Origin of the sequence: Dactylosporangium fulvum (genome assembly GCF_025137375.1) — a bacterium.
Lineage (GTDB): Bacteria > Actinomycetota > Actinomycetes > Mycobacteriales > Micromonosporaceae > Dactylosporangium > Dactylosporangium fulvum.
The window spans coordinates 6,299,104-6,324,971 of the sequence record NZ_CP073720.1 but is presented as its reverse complement, the minus strand read 5'-3'; the positions used below and the strand labels follow the sequence as shown (position 1 = coordinate 6,324,971).

11 protein-coding genes are annotated in these 25,868 nt (G+C 75.1%); 5 read left to right on the top strand and 6 right to left on the bottom strand.

Features of this window, described 5'->3' with window-relative positions; all coding sequences use genetic code 11:
- Positions 1–3: 3 nt before the first annotated feature.
- Complete coding sequence (locus tag Dfulv_RS29225; RefSeq protein ID WP_259856858.1) at positions 4–2,250, bottom strand: Hsp70 family protein; 2,247 nt, start codon at positions 2,248–2,250, stop codon at positions 4–6.
- 246 nt (positions 2,251–2,496) lie between these two features.
- On the opposite strand from Dfulv_RS29225, the gene Dfulv_RS29220 reads away from it, so the two are divergent.
- Positions 2,497–5,298 (top strand): serine/threonine-protein kinase, encoded by a 2,802-nt coding sequence (locus Dfulv_RS29220; RefSeq protein ID WP_259856855.1) that lies wholly within the window; start codon positions 2,497–2,499, stop codon positions 5,296–5,298.
- Positions 5,299–5,313: 15 nt separating this feature from the next.
- On the opposite strand, the gene Dfulv_RS29215 is transcribed toward Dfulv_RS29220, so the two are convergent.
- Entirely contained in the window at positions 5,314–5,448 is a 135-nt protein-coding gene (locus tag Dfulv_RS29215; protein ID WP_259856853.1) for a hypothetical protein, read from the bottom strand.
- Positions 5,449–5,494: 46 nt separating this feature from the next.
- The gene (locus Dfulv_RS29210) at positions 5,495–5,833 is read right to left on the bottom strand and encodes a hypothetical protein (RefSeq protein ID WP_259856851.1); all 339 of its coding nucleotides are present in this window, start codon (positions 5,831–5,833) and stop codon (positions 5,495–5,497) included.
- Between the two features lie 65 nt (positions 5,834–5,898).
- Here Dfulv_RS29210 and Dfulv_RS29205 point away from each other — a divergent pair, with 65 nt between their 5' ends.
- Both Dfulv_RS29205 and Dfulv_RS29200 read left to right on the top strand, forming a co-directional pair.
- On the top strand, positions 5,899–6,783 hold the full coding sequence (locus Dfulv_RS29205; RefSeq protein ID WP_259856850.1) for a DnaJ C-terminal domain-containing protein: 885 nt from the start codon (positions 5,899–5,901) through the stop codon (positions 6,781–6,783).
- A 154-nt stretch (positions 6,784–6,937) separates the two neighbouring features.
- Entirely contained in the window at positions 6,938–7,270 is a 333-nt protein-coding gene (locus Dfulv_RS29200) for a YnfA family protein (RefSeq protein ID WP_259856849.1), read from the top strand.
- A 78-nt stretch (positions 7,271–7,348) separates the two neighbouring features.
- On the opposite strand, the gene metK is transcribed toward Dfulv_RS29200, so the two are convergent.
- From metK to Dfulv_RS29185, 3 genes are all read right to left on the bottom strand, one after another.
- Positions 7,349–8,542, bottom strand: a complete 1,194-nt coding sequence (metK, locus tag Dfulv_RS29195) for a methionine adenosyltransferase (protein WP_259856847.1) — start codon at positions 8,540–8,542, stop codon at positions 7,349–7,351.
- 30 nt (positions 8,543–8,572) lie between these two features.
- Positions 8,573–9,580, bottom strand: a complete 1,008-nt coding sequence (locus tag Dfulv_RS29190) for a beta-ketoacyl-ACP synthase 3 (RefSeq protein ID WP_259868308.1) — start codon at positions 9,578–9,580, stop codon at positions 8,573–8,575.
- Between the two features lie 114 nt (positions 9,581–9,694).
- A complete protein-coding gene (locus Dfulv_RS29185) occupies positions 9,695–10,957 on the bottom strand; it encodes an MFS transporter (protein ID WP_259856845.1) in 1,263 nt (420 codons plus the stop codon).
- 220 nt (positions 10,958–11,177) lie between these two features.
- Between Dfulv_RS29185 and Dfulv_RS29180 the strand changes: the two genes are divergently transcribed.
- Both Dfulv_RS29180 and Dfulv_RS29175 read left to right on the top strand, forming a co-directional pair.
- Positions 11,178–20,939 (top strand): non-ribosomal peptide synthetase, encoded by a 9,762-nt coding sequence (locus Dfulv_RS29180; RefSeq protein ID WP_259856843.1) that lies wholly within the window; start codon positions 11,178–11,180, stop codon positions 20,937–20,939.
- Positions 20,932–25,758, top strand: coding sequence for a non-ribosomal peptide synthetase (locus Dfulv_RS29175; protein ID WP_259856842.1), 4,827 nt, complete (start codon positions 20,932–20,934; stop codon positions 25,756–25,758). The genes Dfulv_RS29180 and Dfulv_RS29175 overlap by 8 nt, the downstream gene beginning before the upstream one ends.
- Positions 25,759–25,868 lie beyond the last annotated feature (110 nt).

Genomic DNA, 25,868 nt, shown 5'->3' with positions numbered 1-25,868 from the left:
CGGTCACCTGGCGCGGCGGCGCACCGACAGCACGATGCCGGCCAGCGCGGCGGCGGCGATCAACGCGACCAGCGGCCACCACCCGAGCCACCACACGAAGGTCCCGGCCGTGATCACGAGATCGGGGTTTCGCGGCGGTACGACCAATGCCCCGCTCGCGTCGCGCCAGCCGTGCGAGGTGCGGACATCGGCGACGGCGTGGTAGGCGAGGTAGGCGCCGGCGGTGAGGCACAGCCCGTACGCGCTGCCGGACAGGAACTGCCGCCAACGCGGCCGACACCAGGCCACCAGCGTGCGCAGCGCCGTGCCGGCGAACATCAGGCCCGCCAGGAGCACGAAGGCGCCGAGCGCCACCGCTGTCCACAGCGGGACGCCCTTCGCCCAGCCGCCTGCCTCGAACACCTGGTGTGCGACGTACAGGACCGGGTCGTCGGTCAGGTGGTTCGCCGCCACGCCGATGGCTGTGCGGTCGCCGTTCAGCGGGATCGGGGCCGCGTCGGCGGCGTGCACGCCGAACCGGTGGCTCAGCGTGGCAGTGCCCAGGGCCGCACCCGCCACGAGGGCCGTGGCGTACCGGGCCGGCGCCCCCAGGCCGAACACGTCGACCGGGCGCCGGGTGGCGAGCCCCCGCAGACCCACCACGACGATGGCGAGCCCGGCCGCGAGGGCGGCCAGCGACAGCCATCGGTCGACGCCGGGCACGACGTAGACGAAGCGGTCGCCGACGATCGCGCCGCCGCCCGACCACCAGCTGAGCAGGGCGGCGCCGGTGACGACGGCCAGCAGCCCGGCGGTGGCCGTCGCCGCCAGGCCGAGCAGGTGTCCGGCGCGCGGCGGGCCGGTCGTGTGCGGGAGCGGGAACAGGCTCGACGCGCTGCGTGCCGCCCCGCCGGCGGCCAGTGCCGCCGTGAGCGCGAGCGCGGCGAGGTAGCCGGCCGGGACGAGCGGTGCCCGCGCGCCGGTGCCCAGCGCCGCCAGGCCCGCGGTGGAGACGAGGACCGGCCCGACAAGGACGGCGAGTGCCATCGCCAGCAGGAGCAGGGCCGGCCGCACGTAGTCCCGGCGCATCAGCCGGGCCACCCGCCGGGCGGGCGCAGGAGCAGCGGCCGGGGTCGGGGCGGTGGCCGGGGGAGCGGTGCGGGAATCCGGCTGCGGTGCCGGGGTGAGCGGGGGCGCGGGCGCCTCACCGGGCCGCACCGGCACGGGGGCATGGAGAGCGCCCTCGGCGACGACGAGCTCCGGCTGCTCGATGACAACCGGGGCCACGCCGGTGCTGCGGTGCACCACCGTGGACACCAGCGGCATCCGGCTCGCCCCGCCGACGAGGAACACTGCCGTGGGCGGGCCGGGCACGGCGCGCAGTGCCGCCGCCATCGCGGTGACCGTCTCGTCGAGCACCGGGCGGGCCACCTCGTCGAGCTCCTCCCGGCCCAGCGGCGCGTCCACGTCGAGCAGCGGCAGGCGGACGAAGGTCGACGCGCTGCGTGACAGCATCGCCTTGCCGTCGTGGACGTGCTCCTGCAGGTCCAGCCAGGCGTCGCGATGGGCGGGCTCGGCCAGCCGCTGCCACGCGTCGGCCCGGTCGGCGTAGACGCCGCGCAGATGCTCCACGACGGCGGCGTCGATGTCGAGCCCGCCCCGGTCGGCGAGCCCGGTGCTGGTGACGACCGTGAACCCTTGCTCGGTACGGGCGACGACCGTCGCGTCGAAGGTTCCGGCGCCCAGGTCGTACACGACGAGGTGGCTTCCGGCGGGCAGTGTCGCGCCGAGGACGGTGACGAAGTACGCCGCCGCCGCGACCGGCTCGTCGACCAGCGCCGGGCGCGGCAGTCCAGCCGCCACCGCGGCGCGCACGAGCAGCTCCCGCCGGCGCGGCCCCCAGCTCACCGGGCAGGTCACCGTCACCTCGGCCGGCGGCCCGCCGGCCACGCGCACGGCCTCGGCCGCGACCCGGGACAGGACGGCGCCGAACAGCTCCACGACGCCGACCTCGCGCTCGCCCAGCAGCACCGTGCCGTCATCGACCCGCCGCTTCGGGTGTGGCTCGAAGCATTCCGGGTGCCGGCGCGCCCAGTGCCGCGCGTCGCGCCCGGTGAGCAATTGCCCGTCCGGCTCGGCGTAGACGGCCGAAGGGAGCAACGGCGAGCCGTCGAACGTGAGCGGCCTGGTCCGCCCATCGGGCCAGGCGAGCACGGCGACGGTGGTGGACGTGCCGAAATCCACGCCCAGCCGGAAACCCCCGCCGATCACGTGAACACAGTAGAGCCCCGCCGCCGAGCGCGATTCTGTCCGGTACCCGACACCTCGCTGGCCGTTCCGGCGGCGGGGAAGCCACCGAACAGCATCACGGGTGCGCCCGAAACGACAGCGCGGCTCCGGCTCGCACACGCGTACGTTCAGTCGTATCCCCGATCTTCGTCGGTGCTCCTGTGGCCGGGTCGGGTCAGTTCGTGCGCGCGGAACGTGAGCCCGACGGTGTCGTGAAGGGTCGCCCAGATGCGTTTCTCCCCCGCCCACGCCCGGCCCGCGATGGTGGCCGGCCTCCTTGCCCTGGCCGTGTCCGGACTCGTGTCAGCCGCCGGGGTCCTCGCCCCGCCACACCGGGCGGCCACCGCCGCACCCGCCCAGCCGGCCGCGTCCGGCTGCGCGATCACCGGTGTGTCCGCGAAGTCCGCGGGCGATGCCGACCGGCTCCGCAAGGAACTGCCCGGACAGCCGGTCCACCAGCTGTCCGGCGCCCGGCTGGACGGGCAGTCCGGCTGGGCGGTGCCGGACGGCCACCCCGTGCTCGTGGTCGACTCCACCACCGGCGCGGCGCGGGCCAAGGTGTCGGCCGCCGCGTTCGGGATTCGGTTCGACCTGCCGGCCGCGGACGGCGCGCCGGCGGGCCGCTACGTCAACAAGTCCCAGCCGCCGCTGTTCGGCGCGGTCACCCGGACCACCGAGATCGTCGTCGAGGGCGACGGGTGCCGGGCCACGCTGCTGCTGACGAGCGGCAGGAGCCCGTTCGCCACGGTCGCCGGCCTGATCGGCCTGTTGCTGGCGCTCGCCGGCGGCTTCCTCATGGTCCTCGTCGCCCGGCGCCGGACCGGCGACTGGGTGCGGCGCGCACTGCTGGCGGCGCCGCTCGGCCTGGTCGCGGGCGGGGGTGAGGCGCTGGTGCTCCACGAGGCGGGCGTGATCAGCCCGTCGAGCGGGCTCATCTGGCTCGGGCCGGTCGTCGGTCTCGGGCTGGCGCTGCTCCTGCCGCTGACGCGCCGCCGCGCCGGTGCGGTGCCGTCGGCCGGCCCCGAACCGTTCGTCCCGCCGACGCACGTCGACCTCGGCGGCCGTACGGCCGAATCGGTCTTCGGCCAGAGCGACACCGTGGTCGTGTACCGGGCGCTCGACGCGGACGGGATCTCCCGGGTGCTGCTGAAGGTGCCGCGGCCGCAGTTCGCCGACGATCCGCTCGTGCGGGCCCGGCTCGACCGTGACGCCGAGGTCATGCGCCTGCTCGACGACGACAACTGCCTGCGGCTGCGCGACACCACCGGCGCGGTCCTGGTCACCGAGGACGTCGACGGCGTGCCGCTGCGGCAGGTGCTCGACGCGGGCACCCGGCTCACCGGCGAGCAGGCGCTGGCCGTCGTCGCCGGTGCCGCGTCGGGACTCATCGCCGTGCACCGGCACGGGCTGGTCCACCGCGACGTCACCCCGGACAACATCTACCTCGACCGGTCCGGCCGCACCGTCCTGGCGAACTTCGCCCTCGCGGTGCCCGGCGCCGCGCCGACGCCGGCGCCGGAGGGCTCGCTGGAGTACCTCAGCCCGGAGCAGCGCCGCGGCCAGCCGCTCGACGCCCGCTCGGACCTGTTCACGCTCGGTGCCGTCCTGAGCCGGCTGATGACCGGCCAGATGCCGGTCGTCGCCGAGGACGCGCCGCCGCAGGCCGGCCTCGACCAGGTACATCCGCAGCTGGCGGCCCTGATCGAGCGGGCGCTGTCGATGGACCCGGCCGGCCGGCCGGAGAACGCCGAGGCGTTCCTGGTCGACCTGCGCGAGGCGGCGACCGCTGCCTACGGACCCGACTGGATGACCCTCGGCGCCGCCGCCGGCGCGGTCCTCGCGCCCGGCGGCGCGCTGGCCGCGGCGAGCGCGGTCGGGGTGGGTGTCGTGACCGCGGGTGGCGGCCTCGGCCTGCTGGGCGCCGGGGAGGTGGGTGCCGGCGCGATACCGGCGGTCGCCGGCCTCGCCCAGGCCGTCCCGGCCGCGACGACGACCGTCGTCACCGCCGGGGCGGGCGGCGCGACGGCGTCCGGCGGCGGCGCGGGCGGCATCCTGCCGCCGATCGTCGGCGCCGCCGCCGCTGTTGTCGTCGGGGTGGTCGTCTCCGTGATCCCGCAGGCGCCCGCCGCCGCCTCCGACGAGGTGGTCACGGAAGAGTCGGCCAAGGTCATCCTGCTGTCCACGTGGGGCGAGGCGCGCGGCGGCACCAACACCCACGTCGGCACGGGTGCGCAGCCGCCGGTCTCGACGCTGTTCGACATCCCGGGGGCGAAGGACGGCGAGCTCACCGAGATCAAGATCGGCGTGCCGGCCGGGCAGACGACCTATCCGGCGTACTTCCTGGTCACCACGCAGGTGAAGCTGCGCGACGGCAGCATCGTGTACGTCTACGCCCGCTTCACTCGTGCGTCCGCCGACGAACCCTGGATGATGAGCGAGCTGGTCCAGTCGAAGGTGGCGGCCGAGGTGCCCAGCCCGAAGATCAACGACGACGGCAGTCTGCCGCCGCCGCCCGAGCTGATCGCCGATCCGGCCTCGCTGCCGAAGCGGTACGTGGACTGGGGCCAGCGGGTGGTCGACAGCAAGGCGCTCGGCAGCGACGACGTGCTGGCGCTGGGCACGACCGGCGGGTCGTACCTCGCGTCGATCCCGTCCTTCGTCGGGGCGAGCAGCGGCGTGTTCTACAACTCGCTGACCTGGCGGCAGGGGTCGATCGTCATGCAGCCGGTCCAGCTCGCCGACGGCACCGTGCTGGTCCGCTTCACCGCGACGGCCGACCGTACGCTCTACAACTCCCCGGCGCCGGCCAGCCGGTCGTGCTTCACCAGCAGCGGCCCGGTCTACGTGTGGTTCGGCATCCCGGGCTTCCCGACCGGCTACTACCGTGAGGTGGAGGCGGACTGGACCGTCACGGTGACCGCGCACATCCCGACGAAGGGCGGCACGGCGGCGGCCGGCACCGACCCGACGAAGGTCACCATCGACGACTCCGCGGTGGTGCCGTCGAACCCGCGCACCAAGGCCTGCTGAGTCCGGGCCGTCGTTTCACGCGGTGATGTTCACCGGCACCGGGCGGCCCTGCTGCACCTCCAGGACCGCCCGTTCGCCGAGTGGCCGCGCCAGGCCGCCACCGCCACCCGGGTCAGCCGCACCGCCGTGCCCTGCAGCGTGTACTCCCACGCGGGCACGGTCGCGGGGCCGCGCGTGGTCTGGATGCGGGCGGTGCTCAGGCGGGCGCCGGTGACCTGGAGGGGCACGCACCGGGGCAGTCGCCGGCGCCGGCCGCCGCCAGCTGCCGCAGCGCATCGCCGGCCGGGATCAACGGCACGGTCAGGGTCGCGCCGCTCTCCCACAGCACGGTGCCGGACGGCTGCGGCGCGACGGGCAGCGCCGTGGTGTCGACGACGGCGCCGGACAGCAGCGACATCTTGTTGCCGCCGTTCGCGGGCTCCCAGTCGCCGATCTGGCCGGTCAGGTCGCCGACCGGGACGAAGCGCTGCTGCCCGCCGGCGTTCCGGACCGCCTGGTCGTACCGGCTGAGGGCGCCCCGGGCCTGTTGCCGCATCCGGTCCACGCGGAGTTGACGCTTCCGAGCTCCGGTCCTATGACTGGAGAGGGAAGGGGACAGCAGTGGCCGCCACGGACGACTACTACCGCGTGCTGGAGGTCGAGCCGACCGCCGGCCCGCAGGAGATCCGGCGGTCCTACCGCAGGCTGGCCCGCCGTTTCCACCCCGACCGCAACCCGGATCCCGGTGCCGAGGAGCAATTCCGGCTGCTCACGGAGGCGTATGAGGTGCTCTCCGACGAGCGGGCCCGCGCCGAGTACGACCGCCGGACCGACACCTCGCGGCCGGCCTCACAGCCGTTCGACATCAGCACCGAGCAGGCCGCAAACGTCGGCATCGACCTCGGCGGCCTGCTCGGCGGGCTGCTCCGCGGCGCCTTCGGCGCCAGGGCCGGCACCGTGTCGCCGGGCACCGACGTCGAGGCGGAGATCGGGATGAGCGTCGAGGACGCCTACCACGGCGGCACGCGCCGGCTCGCCGTCCAGACCGCCGGCGGAAGCCACGCCTTCGAGGTGATCATCCCGGCCGGGGTGACCGAGGGCCAGCGGATCCGGCTGCCCGGTCAGGGTGCCGCCGGCGCCGGAGGCGGCCCACGCGGCGACCTCTTCCTGGTGGTGCGGCTCGCGCCGCACCCGCGGTACCGCGTCGACGGCCGCGACGTCACCGTCGACCTCCCGATCGCCCCGTGGGAGGCGGTGCTCGGCGCCGGTGTGGTGATGGACACTCCGGGCGGGCCGGTGCGGGTCCAGGTGCCCGCCGGTTCGTCGTCGGGGCGCCGGCTGCGGTTCCACGGCCGGGGCCTGCCGGGCCTGGGCGGACCCGCCGGTGACCTCTACGCCCAGCTCGCGATCGTCGTTCCGGAGCGCCTGTCGGACCGGCAGCGCGAGCTGTGGCGACGGCTGGCCGAGGTGTCCCGGTTCGACCCGCGCGGCCGCCGGGCGGCCTGATCCGAGCTTGGTCGCCGGCCGTGATCAGGCAGGGCTGGTCAGGCAGGGCTGGTCAGGCAGGGCTGGTCAGGCGGCGCACCGGCGGCACGTCCACAGTCTGGCCCCGGGGCGGGGTACGACTGCCGGAGACCGGCCGGTGTGCTGCCATACCTCCATGACAACGGTGCGATCGATCCTGCTGTTCGTGCTCGCGGCAATCGCCGAGATCGGCGGGGCCTGGCTCATCTGGCAGGGTGTCCGCGAACACCGGGGCCTGCTGTGGATCGGCGCGGGCGTCGCCGCGCTGGGCGCCTACGGATTTGTCGCCACCCTCCAGCCCGACGCGCACTTCGGCCGCGTCCTCGCCGCCTACGGCGGTGTCTTCGTCGCCGGCTCCCTCGGCTGGGCGATGCTCGTCGACCGGTTCCGCCCGGACCGCTACGACCTCATCGGCGCCGCCGTCTGCCTCGCCGGCGTCGCCGTCATCATGTACGCACCACGCCACTGACGGGCGGCCGGCACTCAGGCGTCACCCGTCAGCGGAACAGAGACCGCGCGGTCGGCGTCGGGGAAACGCACCAGCGACTCAGGCGGTCGCGGCGGACTTGAGGTCGACGGCACGGTCGGTGCGTTCCCACGTGAACTGCGGCAGTTCCCGGCCGAAGTGCCCGTAGGCGGAGGTCTCCCGGTAGATCGGGCGCAGCAGGTCGAGATCGCGCACGACGGCGGCCGGTCGCAGGTCGAACACCTGCCGGATCGCCTGCCCGATCCGCTCGACCGGCACGCTCTCGGTGCCGAACGTCTCGACCGACAGCGAGACCGGCTGCGCGGTGCCGATCGCGTAGGCGACCTGCACCTCGCAGCGCTCGGCGAGGCCGGCCGCGACGACGTTCTTGGCCACCCACCGCATGGCGTACGCGGCCGAACGGTCGACCTTGGACGGATCCTTGCCGGAGAACGCGCCGCCGCCGTGGCGGGCGTACCCGCCGTACGTGTCGACGATGATCTTCCGCCCGGTCAGCCCGGCGTCGCCCATGGGGCCGCCGACCTCGAACCGGCCGGTGGGGTTGACGAGCAGCCGGTAACCGTCGCTGTCGAGGCCCAGCCGGCGCAGTTCCGGCTCGACGACGTGGGCGCGGATCTCCGGCGCGAGCAGCGACTCGAGGTCGACGTCACCGGCGTGCTGGCTCGACACCACCACGGTGCCGACCCGCACCGGTCGCTGGCCGTCGTACTCGACGGTCACCTGTGTCTTGCCGTCGGGGCGCAGGTACGGCATCGTCCCGTCCTTGCGCACGGCGGCGAGGCGCCGGGCGAGGCGGTGGGCCAACGCGATCGGCAGCGGCATCAGCTCGGGCGTCTCGGTGCAGGCGAAGCCGAACATCATGCCCTGGTCGCCGGCACCCTGCCCGTCGAGCTCGTCGCCGTCGCCGCCGGAGCGGTGCTCCAGCGCCGTGTCGACACCTTGCGCGATGTCGGGCGACTGCGCGCCGAGAGAGACGCTCACGCCGCAGGACGCGCCGTCGAAGCCCTTCTGCGACGCGTCGTAGCCGATGCCCAGGATGACGTCGCGGACGATCGCCGGGATGTCGGCGTACGCGCTCGTCGTCACCTCGCCCGCGAGGTGGACCTGCCCGGTGGTGATGAGCGTCTCAACCGCGACCCGGCTGCGGGGGTCCTCGGCGAGCAGCGCGTCGAGCACCGCGTCGCTGATCTGGTCGGCGATCTTGTCCGGATGTCCTTCGGTCACGGACTCGGACGTGAACAGGCGTCTGGCCATGCTGACTCCAAGGAGGGGCGGCAAGGGGGGTCAGGGGAGCTCGACGACGAGCGCGGAGTAGGACAGGCCCGCGCCGAACCCGGTCAGCAGCGCGTGCCCGCGCGGCGGGTCGTCCTCCTGCAGCATCGTGTGCAGTGCCAGCGGTACGGAGGCCGCCGAGGTGTTGCCCGACGAGACAACATCGCGGGCCACCCGCACCGCCGGCGGCAGGTCGAGCGCCGCGGCGAGCTTGTCGACGATACGCAGGTTGGCCTGGTGCGGCACGAACGCCGCCAGGTCGGCCACGGTCAGCCCCGCCTCGTCGACGGCGCTGCGGGCCACCGGGGTCATCTCCTGGATCGCCCAGCGGAACACCTCCTGCCCCATCATCCGCATGGTGGGCCAGAAGTCGGGCTTCTCGCGCACCGAGAGCCAGGACTCCGGGTGCGCGATGAGGTTCGAGCGACTGCCGTCGGAGCCCCACACCACCGGGCCGATGCCGGGCCGGGAGTGCGGCCCGACGAGCACCGCCCCGGCGCCGTCGCCGAAGAGGAACGCCGTCGAGCGGTCGGCCGGGTCGATGATGTCGGTCATCCGCTCGCTGCCGATGACCAGCACGTGCCGGGCGGTGCCGGCGCACACGAGCGCGTCGGCGACCGCCAGGGCGTGACAGAAGCCGGCGCAGGCCGCGCCGAGGTCGAACGCGGCCGCGGCGCCCGCGCCGACGCGGCAGGCGATCTCCGGCCCGATCGGCGGCGACTGCTGCAGGTTGGACATGGAGGCGACCACCACGGCGTCGACCCGGTCGGCCGGCACGTCCGCGGCGGCGAGCGCCTCGCGGCCGGCGGCGACCGCCATGCTCACGACGGTCTCGTCGGGGTTGGCGTGACGCCGGCTGACGATGCCGGAGCGCTGCCGGATCCACGCGTCGCTCGAGTCGATCGCCGCACAGATCTCGTCGTTGGTCACCACCCGCTCCGGGCGGTACGCGCCGACACCGAGCAGCCGGGCGCCACCGGCGCGGCGTCTGGTGAGGGCGGGGTACATCCCGGGTCGCATGGTCGGCACCCGGCGAAGCGTAGCCACCTGCGGCAACTCTGTGGCCGGAACGGCCGCGGGAGCACCGAAGGTGTGGCATGACGCCAGAGATCTCATCCCGGCAGGGTAAGCCCCTCATCCCGGGACCGCGTGGCGGGACCGCACGGGTGTGGCGAGCCCGGCACACACGATCACGACGAACAGTACCCCCACGGCGACGAGCGGGCCGCGCACCCCGGTCCGCGCCACGACCGCGGTCAGCACCAGCGCGCCCAGTGGGCCGAACGCGTGGTGGACCATCCAGAACGCCGAGGTGACCCGGCCCAGCAGGTGGTCCGGTGTCACGGTCTGGCGCAGCGACGCCGAGCTGATGCCGGCCATCGTCTCACCGAACGCGAAGACCGTCGCCGCGACGAGCACCACGGCGAGGTGGAAGACGAACCCGGCGGCGGCGATGGCGACACCGCAGGCCAGGTAGGCGGTGAGCCAGGCCGGCCCGAAGCCGAGCCGCCGGCGGGCCGCCGGAGTGACGAGCGCGGCCACGATCGCGCCGGTGCTCGCCGCGCCGAGCAGGGTGCCGACCACCCGGTCGCCCTGGCCGAGGTCGTGCCGGACGTAGTAGATGAAGACGTCGACGAGGCCGAGGCTCAGGAAGGTCACCGGGGTGTAGAGCAGGGTGATGGCGCGCAGCACCGGCGTGCGCCACAGGAACCGCAGCCCGACCACCAGGTCCCGCCACACGCTGCGCGGTCCGGCGGCGGGCGCGGCGGTGTCCGGCACGGCCGGGCGCAGCCGGATCATGAGCAGACCGGCGGCAGACACGCCGAACGTCAGCGCGTCGAAGGTGACGGCGGTCACCGGCCCGAGCAGGCTCGCCACCAGGCCGGCGGCCATCGGGCCGAGGACGAAGCCGATCGCGTACGTCGCCTCGAGCCGGCTGTTCGCCGAGGTGATCTGCTCCCGCGCCACGAGGCTCGGCACAGCCGCCGAGCAGCCCACGTCGAAGACCATCTGGAACACGGCGGCCATCGCCATGATCGGGTACAGCACCCAGACGAGTTCCCCGGCGATCCACCACACGACGGGCACGGCGCCGTAGAGCAGCAGCCGGGCGACGTCGCAGGTGATCATCAGCCGGCGGCGGTCGTACCGGTCCACCAGGATACCGGCGAACAGACCGGTGGCGACGGTGCCCGCGCCGGCGACGCCCGTGATGAGCCCCATCTGCGCCACCGAGCCGGTCGCGTGCAGCACCAGCAGCGGCATCGCCACGAGCGAGAAGGAACTGCCGAGCGCCGACAGCGCCTGAGCCGCCCAGAAGACGAGGAAGTCGCGGTTGCGTAGCAGCGGCGCCGCCGTCGGGCCGGGTCGGCGCACTGGGGTCTCGGCCTGGGTCATCGCACCTCCGGACCTATCAGACACGCGCGGGGGCTAGCGAATCGACTAGTGCTCGCCGGGGCGTCTTGAGCCATGCCCGGCGGCTGGGGTCTGATGGCAGCGTCGTGGGCCACCGGGCGGGGTGACGTCCCGGTGGTGCCACGACGTGCCAGGCCGGCCACTGCTCACCGTGGTGGCCGGTCGAGCGGCCCGCCCGGCAGCACAGAGAGGTCCGCACGCTGTGGACGATCGACCGCGGCAGGCGCCGCAATCCACCGACCCGGTCCTGCGGATGCTCGAGGTCCACGCGCGGGTCATGAGCCAGGCGTACAGCCTGCTCGCCGCGGCCCGCACGGCGCCGTCGCCGGCCGTGCCCCTGCCGGTCCCGGCTCCCCGGGTCGCCGCTGAGACGCCCGGCGGGCCGTACCCGCTCAGCGCGGCCCAGCGCGACATCTGGTTCCTCGACCAGATGGGCGCCGACCACTCCCGCGCCTACAACGAGACCGTCCTGCTCGAGATGCGCGGCGTGCTCGACACCGCCGCCCTGCGTCGCGCCGTCGCCGACCTGCTCGCCCGCCACGACAGCCTGCGCACCGTCTTCGCGCACGACGGCGAGAGCCAGCGGGTCCTGCCGCCGGAAACGGCGGACCTGCCGGTCGTCGAGCTCGACGGGCCCGAGGACGAGCAGGTGTGGCTCGCCGAGCGCGCCGGTGACGTGTTCGACCTCGCGACCGGCCCGCTGTGCCGGATCACCCTGCTGCGCCTGGCGCCGCAGCTGCACCGGCTGCACCTCGCGGTGCACCACTCCGTCATCGACGGCTGGTCGTTCGGGGTCCTCATCGACGAGCTCGTCGCCCTCTATACGGCACATCACACCGGGCGCTCCGCGGACCTGCCACCGGCGCCGCGCTTCCGCGACTACGTCGAGCACCACCGGCGCCGCGCCGCCGGTCCCGAGGCCGCCGCCGACGGCGTGTACTGGGCGGAGCGCCTCGCCGGCGGCTTCCCGGTGCTGCGCCTGCCGACCGACCGGCCGCGCACGGCGAAGACCGCGCGCCGCGGCGGCCGGGTCGAGTACGCGCTGTCGCCGGAGGTCGCCGCGCGCGTCACGTCCGTCGTGCCGAAGCTCGGCTGCACCCCGTTCACCGTGCTGTTCGGCGCCTACGCGGGCCTGCTGCACCGGCTGACCGGCCAGGACCGGCTGGTCGTCGGCGTGCCGCTGGCGCAGCGGGACCTGCCCGGCGGCGACCGGCTGGTGGGCAACTGCAGCACCGTGCTGCCGGTGCTGAGCACCGTGCCGGACGGCGGGTCCGTCCAGGACCACTTCCGGGCGGTGCAGCGCGGCCTGGCCGAGGGCTACCGGCACCCGGGCTTCTCGGTGCAGGCCGCGCGTGACCGGCTGCCGATCGACCTCGCGCCCGGCGAGCGGCTCTTCGGCTCGTTCTTCAACCTCGACCGGCCGCTGACCCTGCCGAGCACGGCGGGGCTGGACCTGCGCCTGCTGCGCACCTCCCGGCGGTACTCGAAGGCCGACTTCGAGGTCGACATCCTGGCGATGGCCGGCACGTTCACCATCACCTGCGAGTACGACGCGGAGCTGTTCGACGAGGGTACCGTCCGCGCGCACCTCGACCGGTACGAGCGGCTGCTGGAGCGCCTGCTCGCGGACCCCTCCGCGCCCGTCCGGCCGCTGCTGGCCCCGGCATCCGCACCGGCGTCCACCCTGCCGGCGCTGTTCGAGGCGCAGGCCCGGCGCACGCCGGACGCGGTCGCGCTGATGTACCGCGACGAGGTCCTGACCTACGCCGAGCTGGACGACCGCGCCGCCCGGCTGGCCCGGCTGCTGCGCGATCTCGGCGCCGGGCCGGAGCGGGTCGTGGCGCTCGCCCTGCCGCGCTCGACCGAGCTGATCGTCGGCGCGCTCGCCGCGGGCAAGGCCGGCGCCGCGTTCCTGCCCGTGGACACGGCGAGTGCCGTCGAGCGGGCCGCCGCGCTGCTCCGCGACGCCGCGCCGGTGGTGGTCCTCACGGTCGCCGCCACCGCGGACCTGGTGCCCGACGCCCCCGGCCGGCACCGCGTCGTGCTCGACGACCCCGCGGTCCGGGAACGGCTCGCCGCGCTGGACCCGGTGGAGCCGGGCGATGCCGCGCGCGGGCTGCTGCCCGCCCACCCGGCGTACGTCATCTACACGTCCGGGTCGACCGGGCGCCCGAAGGGTGTCGTCGTGCCGCACGCCGGCATCGTCAACACGCTGCGCTGGTGGCAGAGCGAGCAGCCGCTGACCGCGCGGGACCGCACGATGCTCAAGACGCCGCTCACCTTCGACCCGTCGGTCCACGAACTGTTCTGGCCGCTGTCGGTCGGCGCGGTCCTCGTCGTCGCCGAGCACGACGGGCACCACGACCCGCGGTACCTCGTGTCGCTGATCCAGCGCGCCGCCGTCACGTCGGTGCAGTTCGTGCCGAGCACCCTGCGGGAGTTCCTCGACGAGCCCGGCGCCGGATCCTGTCCGACGCTGCGGCACGTGCTCTGCGGCGGCGAGACCCTGCCGATCGGCCTCGTCCGCCGGTACTTCTCCGTCATGGAGGTCCCGCTGTACAACCTGTACGGCCCGACGGAGGCGTCGATCGAGTCGACGTTCTGGCGCTGCCGCGCCGACGCGCCCACCGCCACCGCACCGATCGGCCGGCCGGTCACCGGCGCCGTCCTCTACGTGCTCGACCGCGACCTGCGCGAGGTCGGCCCCGGCGCGGTGGGCGAGCTGCACATCGCCGGCGCCGGCCTCGGCCGCGGCTACCTCAACCGGCCCGACCTCACGGCGGCCGCGTTCGTGCCGGACCCGTTCGGGCCGCCCGGCACCCGGATGTACCGCACCGGCGACCTGGTCCGCCGCGGCGCGGACGGCGACCTGGAGTTCATCGGCCGGGGCGACTCGCAGGTGAAGGTCCGCGGGGTCCGGGTGGAGCTCGGGGAGGTCGAGTCGGCGCTGCGGTCGCTGCCCGAGGTTGCCGACGCGGCTGTGCTGGTGCGGGTCGTCGGTGCGGACCGGCAGTTGGTGGCGTATCTCGCCGCGCCGCCGGGGATCGTCGACGATCCGGCCGCGTTGTTGCGTCGGCTCAGTGCGCTGCTGCCGCCCGCGATGCTGCCGGGCCGGTTCGTGGCACTGCCCCAGCTGCCGCAGCTGACCAGCGGCAAGACCGACCGGCACGCGCTCGCCGCGATCCCGCTGGAGCCGGCCGAGCGCAAGCCGAAGGGGCGCGCGCCGCGTACCGACACCGAGCGGCGGCTGGTCGCGATCTGGGCGGACCTGTTCACCCGCGACGACGTCGGCGTGGACGACGACTTCTTCGGCCTCGGCGGGCACTCGCTGGTGGCGACCCGGCTCGTCGGCCGGGTCCGGGCCGAGTTCGGTGTGGAGATGCCGGTGCGGGCGCTGTTCGAGGCGCCGACCGTCGCCGGGGTCGCGGCCTACCTGGCCCCGGCGACCGGCGAACAGGTGGTCGCGGTGACGGACCGGCCCGCACTGGTCGCCGGTGCACGGCCGGCGGCCGTCCCGCTGTCCTTCGGCCAGCAGCGACTGTGGTTCCTGCACCGGCTGTACGGGCCCAGCTCGACGTACAACATGGCCATGTCCCTGCGGGTGACCGGGCAACTCGACGTGGTGGCGCTGCGGGCCGCGTTCGACGACCTGATGGTCCGCCACGAGGTGCTGCGCACCACCGTCGAGGACGCCGAGGACGGCGCCCGGCAGCGGATCGCCCCGGTGGGCGAGCTGGACGCCGAGGTGACCGTCGTGGACGTGGCCGCCGGCGAGCTGCCGGCGGTGATGTCGGCGGCGGGGGAGTACGAGTTCGACCTGGTGTCCGAGGCGCCGTTTCGGGTGTGGGTCTTCGCCGTCGCCGCGGACGTCCACGTGATCACGGTCGTGCTGCATCACCTCGCCGGTGACGCGTGGTCGATGGAGCCGCTGGCCCGGGATCTCGCGGTCGCGTACGCGGCCCGGCGGGCCGGGTCGGCACCGGACCGGGCGCCCTTGCCCGTGCAGTACGCCGACTATGCGCTGTGGCAGCGGGAACTGCTCGGCGACGAGCACGACCCGCACAGCCACTCGGCCCGGCAGCTCGCGTTCTGGGAACGGGCGCTGGCCGGGCTCCCCGTCGAGCTGGCGCTGCCCGCTGACCGGCCGCGCCCGGCCGAGCCGACCTACGAGGGCGCGGTCCTCGACTTCGAACTGCCCGCGCCGCTGCACGCCCGGCTGGAGCGGCTGGCCCGCGACGCCGACGCCAGTGTGTTCATGGTGCTGCAGGCCGCGCTGGCGCTGCTGCTGACCCGGCTCGGCGCGGGCACCGACGTGCCGCTGGGCAGCCCGATCGCGGGCCGGCTGGACCCGGCGCTCGACAGGCTCGTCGGGTTTTTCGTCAACACCCTCGTGCTGCGCACCGACACCTCTGGCGACCCGTCGTTCACCGAGCTGATCGACCGGGTCCGGGACTGGAACCTGGCCGCCTACCAGCACCAGGACCTGCCGTTCGAGCGGCTCGTCGAGGCGTTGAACCCGCCGCGCGCGGCGGCCCGGCACCCGCTGTTCCAGGTCATGATGTCGCTGGAGAACACCACGCCGGTCGACATCACCCTCGACGGGCTCGTGATGCGGGAGATACCGCACCCGTCGACCACGGCGAAGTTCGACCTCACGTTCTCGCTGTGCGAGCGCGGGCCGTCCGCCGGGGTCGTCGGCGAGCTGGAGTACAGCACCGACCTGTACGACCCGGACACCGCGCGATGCCTTGTCGAACGGTTCCGCGCGGTCCTCGAGGCGGTCGCCGCCGACCCTGAACTGCGGGTCGCCGACGTGCCCGTGCTGCTGCCCGGCGAGGCCGACCTGCTGCTGGCCGCCGGCCGCGGCGAGCCGGTCGGCACACCCGCCGCCGCGTCGGTCCCGGCGCTCATCGCGGCGCAGGTCCGCCGGGTGCCCGACGCGATCGCCGTCACCGACGGCGACTCGGATGTCACCTACGCGCAGCTGTGGACCCGGGCCGGTCGCATCGCCACGGCCCTGCGTGAGCGCGGCGCCGGTCCGGAGGACGTCGTCGCCGTCCTGCTCGACCGCGGCGCCGGCACGATCGCCGCCGTCCTCGGCGTGTGGCGGGCCGGTGCGGCGTTCACGGTGCTCGACGTGGACTGGCCGGCGCAGCGCCGTGCCGAGGTCCTCGCCCGCGCCGGCGCCGTGGCGGTACTCACCTCGCGGGCACGGCTGGACGAGGTGCCCGGCACGGAGGCGCCGGTGCTGTGCGTCGACGACGCCGGTGCCTGGGCGGAGCCCGGGGACCTGCCCGAGGCGTTGCTCGGACCGCTGCCCGGCTCGCTGGCCTACGTGCTGTACACGTCCGGCTCGTCGGGCCGACCGAAGGGCGTGCTGGTGCACCACGGCGGCCTGGTGACGGTCCTCGCCGGCTGGGAGCGGGCCTATCGCCTGCGCGAGCGTGTGACGTCGGTGCTGCAGATGGCGTCGTTCGGGTTCGACGTGTTCGTCGGTGACCTCGTCCGAGCGCTCGGCACCGGCGCGCGGCTGGTGCTGTGCCCGCGGCAGACGCTGCTCGACCCGCCGGCCCTGCTGGCGCTGATCCACCGCGAGCGGATCGACTTCGCCGAGTTCGTGCCCGTGGTCGCCCGGGCGCTCACCGCACACGCGGAGGCCGTCGGGGCACGACTGGACGACCTCGCGGTGATGGTGGTGGGTTCGGACACCGTCTACCACCACGAGTTGGCCGGCATGCGCGCGCTGCTCGGCCCGGACGGCATGGTCGTGAACTCGTACGGCCTGACCGAGGCCACGATCGACTCGACCTGGACGGCGGTGGAGGCCGGCGACACCCGCGAGCACCGGGCGCTCATCGGCGGTCCGTACCCGGGCGCGGAACTGGTCGTGCTCGACGGGCAGGGCCGCCCGGTCCCGCCCGGCGTGGCCGGCACGCTGTACATCGGCGGGACTGCGGTCGCCCACGGCTACGCGGGCGCGCCGGGCCTCACCGCCGACCGGTTCGTGCCCGACCCGTTCCACCCCGGGCGACGCCTGTACCACACCGGCGACCTGGTGCGCTGGTGCCGGACCGGCGACCGGCTCACCCTCGAGTACCTCGGCCGGGGCGACTCGCAGGTGAAGGTCCGCGGGGTCCGGGTGGAGCTCGGGGAGGTCGAGTCGGCGCTGCGGTCGCTGCCCGAGGTTGCCGACGCGGCTGTGCTGGTGCGGGTCGTCGGTGCGGACCGGCAGTTGGTGGCGTATCTCGCCGCGCCGCCGGGGATCGTCGACGATCCGGCCGCGTTGTTGCGTCGGCTCAGTGTCCTGCTGCCGCCCGCGATGCTGCCGGGCCGGTTCGTGGCACTGCCCCAGCTGCCGCTGCTCACCAACGCCAAGATCGACCGGCGGGTGCTCGAGGCGATCCCGCTGGACAGCGCCGTGCAGCTGCCCGCGGGCCGAAGCCCGCGCAACGACACCGAGCGGCGGCTGGTCGCGATCTGGGCCGATCTGTTCACCCGCGACGACATCAGTGTGGACGACGACTTCTTCGGCCTCGGCGGGCACTCGCTGCTGGCGATGCGGCTCGTCGGGCGGATCCGGGCCGAGTTCGGCGTCGAGATGCCGGTGCGGGCGCTGTTCGAAGCACCGACCGTCGCCGGGGTCGCGGAGCGGCTCGCCCCGGCGGCCGGTGGCGCGGCCGTGGCGACGGACCGGCCGCCGCTGGTCGCCGCCGAGCGGCCGGTGGTCGCCCCGCTGTCCTTCGGCCAGCAGCGGCTGTGGTTCCTGCACCGGCTCTCCGGGCCGAGTTCGACGTACAACATGGCCCTGACGCTTCGGGTGACCGGGGAGCTCGACCGCACGGCGCTGCGGGCCGCGTTCGACGACCTGATGGTCCGCCACGAGGTGCTGCGCACCACCGTCGAGGACGCCGGGGACGGCCCCCGTCCGCGGATCGCGCCGCTGGACGGGCCGCGTGCCGAGCTGACCGTCGTGGACATCGACCCGGACGAACTGGAGGCGGCGATGTCGGCCGCCGGGGAGTACGAGTTCGACCTGGCCGCCGAGACGCCGTTGCGGGTGTGGCTGTTCGCGCTCGCCGCGGACGTGCACGTCATGACCATCGTGATGCATCACGTGGCCGGTGACGCGTGGTCGGTGGAGCCGCTGGCCCGGGATCTCGCGGTCGCCTACTCGGCCCGGCGGGCCGGTGCGGCGCCGGACTGGGTGCCGCTGCCGGTGCAGTACACCGACTACGCGATCTGGCAACGGAAGCTGCTCGGCGACGAGCGGGACCCGGGGAGCCACTCGGCCCGGCAGGTGGCGTTCTGGCAGCGGGCGCTGGCGGGGTTGCCGGCCGAGCTGGCGCTGCCGACCGACCGGCCGCGCCCGGCCGAGCCGACCTACGACGGCGCGGCGCTGCCCTTCGAGGTGCCGGCGGCCGTGCACGCCGGGCTGGAGCGGCTGGCCCGCGACTGCGACGCCAGTGTGTTCATGGTGCTGCAGGCCGCGCTGGCGCTGCTGCTGACCCGGCTCGGTGCGGGCACCGACGTGCCGCTGGGTAGCCCGATCGCGGGCCGGCTGGACCCGGCGCTCGACAGGCTCGTCGGGTTTTTCGTCAACACCCTCGTGCTGCGTACCGACACCTCTGGCGACCCGTCGTTCACCGAGCTGATCGGCCGGGTCCGGGACTGGAACCTGGCCGCCTACCAACACCAGGACCTGCCGTTCGAGCGGCTCGTCGAGGTGCTGAACCCGCCGCGCGCGGCGGCCCGGCACCCGCTGTTCCAGGTCATGATGTCGCTGGAGAACACCACGCCGGTCGAGGTCGTCCTGGACGGGCTCGTGATGCGGGAGATACCGCACCCGCGGACCACGGCGAAGTTCGACCTCACGTTCTCGCTGTGCGAGCGCGGGCCGTCCGCCGGGGTCGAGGGCGAGCTGGAGTACAGCACCGACCTGTACGACGCGGCGACCGCCCGGCTGCTGGCCGATCGGTTCCTGCTGGTGCTCGAGGCGGTCGCCGCCGACCCTGAACTGCGGGTCGCCGACGTGCCCGTACTGGTGTCCGGCGAGGCGGAGCAGTTCCTGGCCGCCGGGCAGGGCGAGCACGTCCGCGAGCCGGGTGCGCTGACCGTCCCGGCACTCATCGCGGCACAGGTCCGCCGGGTGCCCGACGCGATCGCCGTCACCGACGGCGACTCGGCGCTGACCTACGCGCAGCTGTGGGCCCGGGCCGGTCGCATCGCCGCCGCCCTGCGTGAACGTGGCGCCGGCCCGGAGGACGTCGTCGCCGTCCTGCTCGACCGCGGCGCCGGCACGATCGCCGCCGTCCTCGGCGTGTGGCGGGCCGGTGCGGCGTTCGCCGCCCTCGACGTCGACTGGCCCGAGCAACGCCGCGCAGAGGTTCTCGCGAACACCGGTGCGGTCGCGGTGCTCACCTCGGAGGCGCGCCGCGGCGAACTGCCCACGACCGGGGCGCCGGTGCTGTGCCTCGACGGCGCGGACACCTGGGCCGAGCCGGAGGAACTGCCCGAACCGCTGCCCGCGTCGCTGGCCTACGTGCTGCACACCTCCGGCTCCTCGGGTGTCCCGAAGGGGGTGATGGTGCACCACGGCGGCCTCGTGACCGTCCTCGCCGGCTGGGAGAAGGCCTACCGCCTGCGCGAGCGCGTGACGTCGGTGCTGCAGATGGCGTCGTTCGGGTTCGACGTGTTCGTCGGTGACCTCGTCCGGGCGCTCGGCACCGGCGCGCGGCTGGTGCTGTGCCCGCGCCGGATCCTGCTCGACCCGCCGGCCCTGCTGGCGCTCATCCGGCGCGAGCGGATCGACTTCGCCGAGTTCGTGCCGGTTGTCGCGCGGGCACTCACCGCGCACGCCGAGGCCGTGGGTGCGCGGCTGGACGGCCTCGCCGTGATGGTGGTGGGTTCGGACACCGTGTACCGGCACGAGCTGGCCGGCATGCGTGGGCTGCTCGGCCCGGACGGCATGGTCGTGAACTCGTACGGCCTGACCGAGGCCACGATCGACTCGACCTGGACCGCCGTCGGGGCCGACGGCACCGGTGACCACCGGGCGATCGTCGGCGGCCCGTACCCGGGCGCGGAGTGTGTCGTGCTCGACGAGCGCGGGCAGCCCGTCCCGCCGGGTGTGCCCGGGGTGCTGCACGTCGGCGGTGTCGCGGTCGCCCGCGGCTACATCGGCGCGCCGGGCCTCACCGCCGACCGGTTCGTGCCCGACCCGTCCCGCGCCGGACAGCGGCTCTACCGCACCGGCGACGTGGTCCGGTGGTGCCGGATCGGCGATCGTTGGCAGCTGGAGTACCTCGGCCGCGCCGACTCGCAGCTGAAGGTGCGCGGCTACCGGATCGAGGCGGGGGAGGTGGCGGCGGCGGTGCGCCAGGTGGCCGGCGTCGACGCGGTCGCCGTCATCAGCCGGCCCGCGCCCGGCGGCGACGACCGGCTCATCGTGTACCTCGCCGGCGGGCACACGCCCGACACCGCACCCGTCGCGCACTGGCACGCCGCCCTGCTCCAGCGGCTGCCGCGATACATGGTGCCGGACGGGTTCGTGGTGCTGCCGCAGCTGCCGCTCAGCGTCAACGGCAAGGTCGACGAGGCGGCGCTGCGCGCCCGGCCCGACCGCGAGGTGAAGGTCGCCGCCGGGCCGTACACCGCGCCGCGCACGCCGCTGGAGCAGCAGCTCGCCGACGTCTGGGCGGAGGTGCTCGGGGTCGAGCGGGTCGGCGTCGACGACGACTTCTTCGCCCTCGGCGGGCACTCGCTGCTGGCGATGCGGCTCGTCGCCCGGGCCAACGACAAGCTCGGCGTCGAGCTGCCGCTCAGCGCGCTGTTCCGGTCGCCCACCGTCGCCGGGCTCGCCGGTGACCTCGCGCACCAGGGCACGACCACGTCGAAGTTCGCCACGGCAGGCATCACGCCGCTGGCGCGGCGGCGCGCCGAACCGTCCGGTGGACCCGGTGCCTGAGCCGTTCGCCTGCCGCACGTCGCCGGCCCAGGACCGGATGTGGTTCTTCGAGCAGCTCGTGCCGGGCACCAGCACGTACAACCTCGGCGGCGCGATCGACGTCGACGGCACACTGCACGAGCGCCACCTCGCCGACGCGCTGCGGGACGTCGTCGCGCGCCACGAGTCGCTGCGCACCTGCTTCGAGGCCACCGACGACGGCGCGCGGCAGCTGGTCTTCGACACCGCCGCACCCGACTTCGAGTGCGTCGACCTCACCGGGCACGGCCCCGACGCCGAACGGGTCGCCGACGAACTGGCAGCCGCCGAGCTGGCCCGGCCGTTCGACCTCGAACAGCTGCCGCTGGCCCGGTTCCGGCTGCTGCGGCTCGCGCCCCGGCGACACGTGCTGGTGTCCGTCTTCCACCACATCGTCACCGACGACTGGTCGCTGGCGATCTTCACCCGGGAGCTCGCGGCCTGCTACGCAGCCCGCTGCGCGGCGGTGCCGCACCGGCTCCCGCCGCTGCCGCTGCAGTACGCCGACTACGCCGCCTGGCAGCGCGACCTCTTCGAACAGGGCGCCGTCGAGGAACAGCTGCGGTACTGGCGGGAGCGCCTCGACGGCGCACCCGTGCTGGCGCTGCCGACCGACCGGCCCCGGCCCGCCGAGGAGTCGCACCGCGGCGCCGGCGTGCGCCTGGCGCTCGACCCGGCCCTCACCGACCGGCTCCGCCAGCTCAGCCGCGGCGAGGGCGTCACGCTGTTCATGACCCTGCTCGCCTGTTTCACCGTCGTGCTCGGCCGGTGGGCCGGGCAGGCCGACGTCGTCGTCGGCATGCCGATCGCCAACCGGCCCCGGCGCGAGCTGCACGACATCGTCGGCCTGTTCGTCAACCTGCTGGCGCTGCGCACCGACCTCGGCGGCGGCCCGACGCTGCGGCAGGTGCTGCGCCGGACCGCCGAGACCTGCACCGCCGCCTTCGACCGTCAGGACGCGCCGTTCGACCAGGTCGTCGCGGCGTCGGGCAGGGACCGCGACACGGGCCGGCATCCGCTGTTCCAGGTGCTGTTCCAGCTGCTCGAGGACGACCTGAGCGGCTTCAGCCTGCACGGGGCCGCCGCCCGGCCGCGGGACGACAAGGGCGGCAGCGTCAAGCTCGACATCTCGTGCACCGTCACCGACACCGGCGGCGGGCTGACGGTCGATCTCCAGTACGCCACCGATCTGTGGGACGAGAGCACGGTCCGGCGCATGCTCGACGGCTGGGTCCGGATCCTGCGGGCCATGGCCGCCCGGCCCGACGCCCTCGCCGACGAGGTACCGCTGCTGTCGGCCGAGGAGTACACCGAGACGGTCGAGCGCTGGAACACGACCGGCTCGCCGTTCACCGGTCCGGACGTGCCGGCGCTCGACGCGCTGTTCGCCGATCAGGTGCGGCGGCGCCCGGACGCGATCGCCCTGAGCGAGGCGGACCGGCGGTGGTCCTACGCGGACCTCGACGCGGCGAGCGGCCGGCTCGCCGCCGCGCTGCGCGCCGCCGGCGTGCGCCCGGACGACCCGGTCGGCGTCCTGCTGGACCGCTCGGCCGCGCTGGTGGTGGCGATGCTCGGCGTCGTCCGGTCCGGCGGCGGCTATCTCGTGCTCGACCCCGCGTACCCGGCCGCCCGCCTCGCCGCGCTGGCCGCCGACGCCGGGATCCGGGCCGTGGTGAGCGCCGGCCCGCCCGGCGACCTGTTCGAGGACGTGCCGCACGTCGACGTCACCGTGGCGTGGGCCGCCGGCGCACCGTCCACGGTGGACCCGATCGGCGGGCCGGACCGCCTCGCCAACATCGTCTACACCTCCGGCTCGACCGGGCGTCCCAAGGGCGTCGCGGTGACCCACCGCGGGATCGTCCGGCTGGTCGCCGGCAGCGACCACGCCCCGGTCACCGCGTCCGACGTCGTGCTGTTCACCGCCAGCCCGTCGTTCGACACCACCACGTACGTCGTGTGGGCGAGCCTCGTCAACGGCGCGCACCTGGCCGTGGTCCCCGCCGACCGGCACCTCGACGCCGCCGCGATCACCGCCGCCGTCGCCGGGACCGGCGCGACCGTGGCACGGCTGACCCCGGCGCTGTTCCACCTGGTGGCCGACGCCGACCCGGCGGCCTTCCGCGGCCTGCGCTGCCTCGTCGTCGGCGGCGACGTGGTCGATCCGGAGCGCGCCCGCAGGGTCGCCGACGCCGGTGCGCCGGCGGTGTTCGTCAACGCCTACGGCCCGACCGAGATCACCGTGACCGCGGTCGCGCACCGGATCGGCAGCGCCGCCGGTGACACCGCCGACGTGGTGCCGATCGGGCGGCCGATCAGCGGCAGCACCGCGTACGTCGTCGACCGCAACCAGCGGCCGGTACCGACGGGGGTGGTCGGGGAGCTGCTCGTCGGCGGCCCCGGCGTCGCCCGCGGCTACGTCGGGAACCCCGCCGCGACCGCGGAACGGTTCGTCCCGGACCCGTTCGGCGGGACTCCCGGCGGGCGCCTGTACCGCACCGGCGACCTGGTGCGCCGCCGCGCCGACGGCACCCTGGTCTTCGTCGGCCGCGCCGACCGGCAGGTCAAGGTCCGCGGGCACCGCATCGAGCCGGCCGAGGTCGAGGCCGCCGTCCTGCGCCTCGACGGGGTCGCCGAGTGCGCCGTCACGGTGACCGACCACGCGGGTGACCGGCGGCTCGTCGCCTACGTCGCACCGGGCGGCACGGCCGCGCCGGACGGCGGGACGCTGCGCGACGAACTGGCCCGGCGCCTGCCGCCGTACCTGGTGCCCGCGCACGTCGTCGTCCTGGAGCGGCTGCCGCTGACCCGGACCGGCAAGCTCGACCGCGCGGCCCTCGCCGCGGCGCTGCCCGGCCGGGTGTCCGCCACGCCGCGCGTGCTGCCCCGGACCGACCTGGAACGGGCGCTGCACGAGGTCGTCGCCGGGCTGCTCGGCGTCGGCGACCTCGGTGTGCATGACGACTTCTTCGCCAACGGCGGCCACTCCCTGCTGGCCGCGACCGCGGTCGCCGCGATCCGCCGCCGGCTCGGTGTCGCGCCGACGCTGCGGGAGTTCTTCGCCGGCCCCACCGTCGCGGCGCTCGCGGAGCTGCTGGCCGGCCGGCCGGCGACCGAGCCGGCGCTGCGGTACGACGGCGTGTCACCGGACGCCGTCGCACCGCACGAGCGCGCCGGACTGCGGCGCCTGGCCTGGCAGCGCGGCATCGCCGACCTCGGCGCGACACCGCCGGATCCGGCACCGGCGTCCGGCAGCCAGCGGGCGATGCTGTTCCTGCACCGGCTCGACCCGCCCGGCACCGCCTACGTCACGCCCGTGCACTGCCGCGTCACCGGGCCGCTCGACGCGGCCGCCCTGCACGCCGCCTACACCGCCGTGGTCCACCGCCACGAAGTGCTGCGCACCGTGCTGCGCCTGCGGGACGGCGCGGCGGTCCAGGTGGTGGCCCCACCCGGTCCCGTGCCGCTGCCGGTGACCGACCTGACCGGGCTCGACCCGGCGCGCCGCGAGGCCGAACTGCACGCCCTGGCCGCTGCCGAGCGGCGCACCCCGTTCGACCTGGCCGCCGGTCCGCCGGTGCGGGCCCGGCTGGTGCGGTTGGGTGCCGACGACGCCGCGTTGCTCGTCACGTTCCACCACGCGGTGATCGACGGCTGGTCGGTGGGGCTGTTCGCGGGGGAGCTGACCGGCCGCTACCGCGCGATCCTGGCGGGGGATCCCGCGCCCGGCGCGGCGCCGCCGGTGCCGCAGCACGGCGAGTACGCCCGCTGGCAGGCGGAGTGGCTGACCGGCCCGCAGGCGCAGGCGAGCCTGGCCTACTGGCGCCGGCAGCTCGACGGGATCGACCCGGCACCGCTGCCGGCCGACCGTCCCGGGCCCGTCCCGGTCCCGCTGCGGGCCGCGGTGCACCGGTTCACCGTCCCGGCGGCGGACGCCGCGCGGCTCGAAGCCCTGGCCCGCCGCCACGACGGGACCCTGTTCACGGTGCTGTCGGCGGCGCTGCACGTACTGCTGGCCGGCTGGACCGGCCGGGCCGAGAGCGTCTTCGGCACCCAGGTCGCCAACCGCCCGTACGAGGAGGTGCACGGCGTCATCGGGTTCCTCGCCAACGTGGTCGTCCTGCGTGCCCCGGTGCGGCCGGAGCAGTCGTTCTCGGCGTTCCTGCGGGACACGACGGAGACCTGCCTGGCCGCGCTGGAGCATCAGGAGGTGCCGTTCGACGTCGTCGTGCGGCACGTGGCGCCGCCGCGCACCCCCGGCGTGAACCCGCTGTACCGCGTGGCGATGACGGTCCACAACACGCCCGAGCCGGAGTGGACCGCCGGGCCGCTGGCGCTGCGCCCGCTCGACGCCGACGCACCGGGGGAGGGTGCGCGGCTGGAGCTGGAGCTGGACGTCCGGGCGGGCGCCGACGGGCTGGCCTGCCACCTCACGTACGCCCTCGACCGGTTCACGCCCGCGACGGCGGCCCGCCTCGCCGACGCGTTCGGCGCGGTGCTGCGGGCCGTCACCGACGCGGCCGACCCGGCCGTGGCCGAGCTGCTGCCGATCGGCGCCGGGTTGCGGCGCGGGCCGGTCACCGGGCCGGTGGAGCGGCTCGTCGCCGGCGTCGTCGGTGCGCCCGTCGACCCGGCGGCCGACTTCTTCGCGGCGGGCGGCGACTCGCTCGGCGCCGTCGCCGTCCTCGACCAGGTCCGGGAGCGGTGGGGGATCGACGTGCCGCTCGCCGCCTGGCTCGCCGGCGACGGGCCGGCCAGCGTCGCCCGCCTGGCGGCGCTGATCGGGCCGGTGGCCGCGACTTAGCAATTTCCCAAGCTCGGAGCCGGTCCAATGGGCATCGTCGACGCTGACAGTGCCGCCCATCGGGTCCGCACCCTCCCCCGAACCGTGGCGCCCGGGTGGGCACGCCGCCG